Below are 3,568 nucleotides of genomic sequence, written 5' to 3'. Positions count from 1 at the left end.
CGGTTAATTGTCTACCAAACGGGGTACAGTTCAAAAAATGTGGGGCTTTTTATTATTTGGATGCGATTAACGACGAGAAACCAAAGTTACGGCATCATCAATTTCTTCATAAGAAAACGGAGATAAAGCAAAAGGACCTTCAAGCATAATAGAGCGCATCAAAGCGGCATCATTCATCTCAGAGTCAGAATCCTTGGTCAAAATGATCCCTTTTTCCTCGAGATACAAACCTTCACCTAAACCTGCTTGTGCATTTTTTACACGCATTCTGTGAAGAGTGCAGGCAAGCTTAAAAGCTGAGTTTACGGTAAGACCGTAATGTCTGTCGTCTAAACACTCAACAGCAAAACGGCGATTCAACACTAAAGCTCGCAGCACACCGAAACCTAATTGAACCGACTTTAAATCCATCTGCTCAATAAGTCCCGCCTCAACCATGCTTAAGGCAAAAGCATTTTCCATAAGCAAAACGACTTTATCACTGTCTGTAGCAAATACCTGAAAATCCTCACGGATAACTAAAGGTCCGGTAATAATCGAATCTTCATCAACGGATAAAAAGTCATCAACTCTTTCCCCCTGCATCAAATACGGCTCGCAGGAGCATATGCTGCAGTTCATATCTCTTAATACTTTAAGTAAATAAGAATATGAGACACCGGGATCGGCTAAATCTTCTGGAGAGGATAAATCTTCCGTTAAAGACAATCCTGAAGCATTGTTAAAAATAGCACGATCTGCAACACTTCGCGTCAAAGTATATGTCGGCAGCAAAACATCATAGAGTTCAAAAAATATTGAGTCGCGCAGATTAATTTCATGGTTTTTAAGACGGGAATTAAACAATGCACAGAAAAAAGAACGGGCATAGTTTTGTGAATGCTCAAAACGTACTGCAGTAACGGGAGAAACGATTAAAGATGAAGGAGAAATTAATAAAGAAACTTCTCTTCCTCCGCTTACATGATGAAAAACAGCACTTTCCTTTATGTATCCTTCTGCTACCCAACGCTTAGCTAAATCCGGCATAACGGCTAAAATCAAAGCACTATTATCTTCGCTTGCATATATCTGCCATACCGCAGCATTATCAAGCATATCGCTTACTTGTAAGCCATCCGGCAAAATTTCACCTGCAGACAAAAAAGAATCTGCTTTTTCATCCATGTCTACAATAAATTTAGACTCATTTACTATGAAATCTGTCATATTCACCTCTCTTTTATGCAATAGAATACATGACTTAACAAAAAGATGTTGACAGAAATTCGCAATAAGATAAAAATCTACATTTTTGATAATGCTTTGCAACAAATTTCATTTTCACCAAAAATTAATTAAAATCAGATAAGCGCAAATGCTATTTGAGCAAAAGTTAATTTGAATTTGATATTGCCGAAATCATTTACACAAAAGTCGAGAAAGTTATGGATAAGATCGGTCTTTTTTATGGTACTTACACCGGAATAACCGGAATGATTGCAGAAAAAATAGCCGATGAATTAGGGCGTGATAATGTAGATTTGCACAATATCTGCTGCGACGGTGAGCAGATGGATAAATACGACAAATTAATTATCGGGACTTCAACCTGGAGCATCGGTGAATTGCAGGAAGACTGGGACAACTTCATGCCGAAATTGCAAACGATGCACTTTGAGGGAAAGACGGTTGCTCTTTTCGGCACAGGCGATCAAGTCGGCTATCCTGATACCTTCCTTGACGGAATGGGCATGCTTTATGAAACCTTCCAATTCCGCGGAGCAAAATTCATCGGCTTCTGGCCGACCGTCGGATATGATTTTACCAGCCCGCTGCCGCTTCTTGATCATGACCACTTCGTAGGACTGGCAATTGATGAAGACAATCAATCAGATCTTACTGATGAAAGAATCAAAAAGTGGTGTGAACAAATAAGACCAGCTTTCGGACTTAAAGCAAAAGATTAATAATCTGCAAATTTTAATTTAAATATTGATGAAGCTTTTTAAGCTTCATCTTTTTTTATTTTGTTCGGAGAACTACCGATGAGTTCAACCAGAGGGAGTTTCGGCTCCAAATTGGGGATCATCTTGGCAGCAGCAGGATCCGCTGTAGGCCTTGGAAATATTTGGCGATTCCCGACCCAAGCCGGCGAAAACGGCGGCAGCGCTTTTATTCTTGTCTATTTGCTATGTGTTATTTGCTTAGGCTTACCTTTAATGCTTGCCGAATGTGTTATCGGAAGACACTCACGTGCAAACACCGGAAGCGCCTTTATGGTATTAGCTCCTAATACTAATTGGAAATGGTTAGGACGATTTTCCGTGTTAGCCGCTTTTTTAATTTTATCTTATTACAACGTCGTTGCCGGATGGACTCTTGCTTATCTGTATGAAGCTGTAACAGGAACATTTATTGAACTTGCAGGAACCATGACGCCGGGAGGAGCCAATCCCTTTTCAGTAAACTTCATGGAGTTTGTTTCCGATCCGTTAAAACCGATTCTCTTTTTAGTGATTTTTATGCTTATTACCCACGTAATCATTATGCGCGGAGTAGAAAAAGGCATTGAAAAATCAGCTAAAATTTTTATGCCGGCTTTGTTTATCATTGTTGTGGTTCTGGCAATAAGTGCTTTAACCATGCCGGGAGCCAAACAAGGTCTATACTTCTTATTCCATCCTGATTTTAGCGCAATAAATTCAAAAGTTATCTTATCAGCATTAGGTCAATGCTTTTTCTCCTTAAGCTTGGGAATGGGCTGTTTGTGCACTTACGCTTCATATTTCAGAAAGGATGCCAATTTGCCAAAAACCGCCATCACCGTTGGCTGTATGGATACTTTTGTTGCAATTATGGCAGGCATCATAATTTTCCCGGCGGTATTTTCCGTTCCCGGAATGGAGCCGGGACAAGGCCCGAGCCTTGTATTTATTGCTTTACCCAATATTTTTAATTCAGCCTTAAGTGACAGCCCTATCCTTGCATGGCTAGTTCCCGTACTCTTTTACCTGCTTTTAGTTTTTGCGACTATTACTTCAACAATTTCTCTGCATGAGGTAATTACCGCCTTTATTTCCGAAACATTCGGACCTTCCCGACACAAAGCTGCGGTAATGGTATCGGTTTCCACTATCTTGTTAGGATGCGTCTGCTCACTGTCTATGGGACCGCTTGGCGACTTTAAGATTGCGGACATGGTCATCTTTGATTTCTTTGACTTCTTTACCGCCAAAATCATGCTGCCTATTGCAGCCGCCTTCTTTGCTTTATTCGTCGGCTGGAAACTGAAAATCCGTCCTTTGTGGGTAGAACTGACAAGTCACGGATTAGTAAAATTCAAAGGATTAAGACTGTTTTTATTTGCCGTACGTTTCGTAGTACCTGTTTTAATTCTGTTAGTGTTCTTATCAGAGCTTAATATCATCTAATCAAATTCTCTCGGCTTCACTAAAAAGAAGCCGAGTCTGCATAGTACAATTTATGCTGATCTCATCACTATTTACGCAATTTTCTTGTCAAATCAAACTGCACGGCAGCGATCTGCTTGAAAACCTGAAATTTACAGTTTAGGTAAAAATCGGAT

Annotated in this window: 3 protein-coding genes; 2 read left to right on the top strand and 1 reads right to left on the bottom strand. The window is 40.0% G+C overall.

Annotated elements, in window-relative coordinates:
* Positions 1–66: 66 nt before the first annotated feature.
* Positions 67–1,209 (bottom strand): hypothetical protein, encoded by a 1,143-nt coding sequence (locus HMPREF9444_RS05420; RefSeq protein ID WP_009143385.1) that lies wholly within the window; start codon positions 1,207–1,209, stop codon positions 67–69.
* 218 nt (positions 1,210–1,427) lie between these two features.
* On the opposite strand from HMPREF9444_RS05420, the gene HMPREF9444_RS05415 reads away from it, so the two are divergent.
* Positions 1,428–1,949 carry a flavodoxin gene (locus tag HMPREF9444_RS05415; protein WP_009143384.1) on the top strand — a complete coding sequence of 174 codons (522 nt, stop codon included), beginning with the start codon at positions 1,428–1,430 and terminating at the stop codon, positions 1,947–1,949.
* Between the two features lie 78 nt (positions 1,950–2,027).
* Positions 2,028–3,413: a sodium-dependent transporter gene (locus tag HMPREF9444_RS05410; RefSeq protein ID WP_009143383.1), complete on the top strand. Its 1,386-nt coding sequence runs from the start codon at positions 2,028–2,030 to the stop codon at positions 3,411–3,413.
* Positions 3,414–3,568 lie beyond the last annotated feature (155 nt).

The sequence above is a fragment of the Succinatimonas hippei YIT 12066 genome (genome assembly GCF_000188195.1).
In the GTDB taxonomy this organism is placed as follows: Bacteria; Pseudomonadota; Gammaproteobacteria; order Enterobacterales; family Succinivibrionaceae; genus Succinatimonas; species Succinatimonas hippei.
The sequence above is the reverse complement of the archived record's forward strand: the minus strand, read 5'-3'. Positions and strand labels throughout refer to the sequence as shown.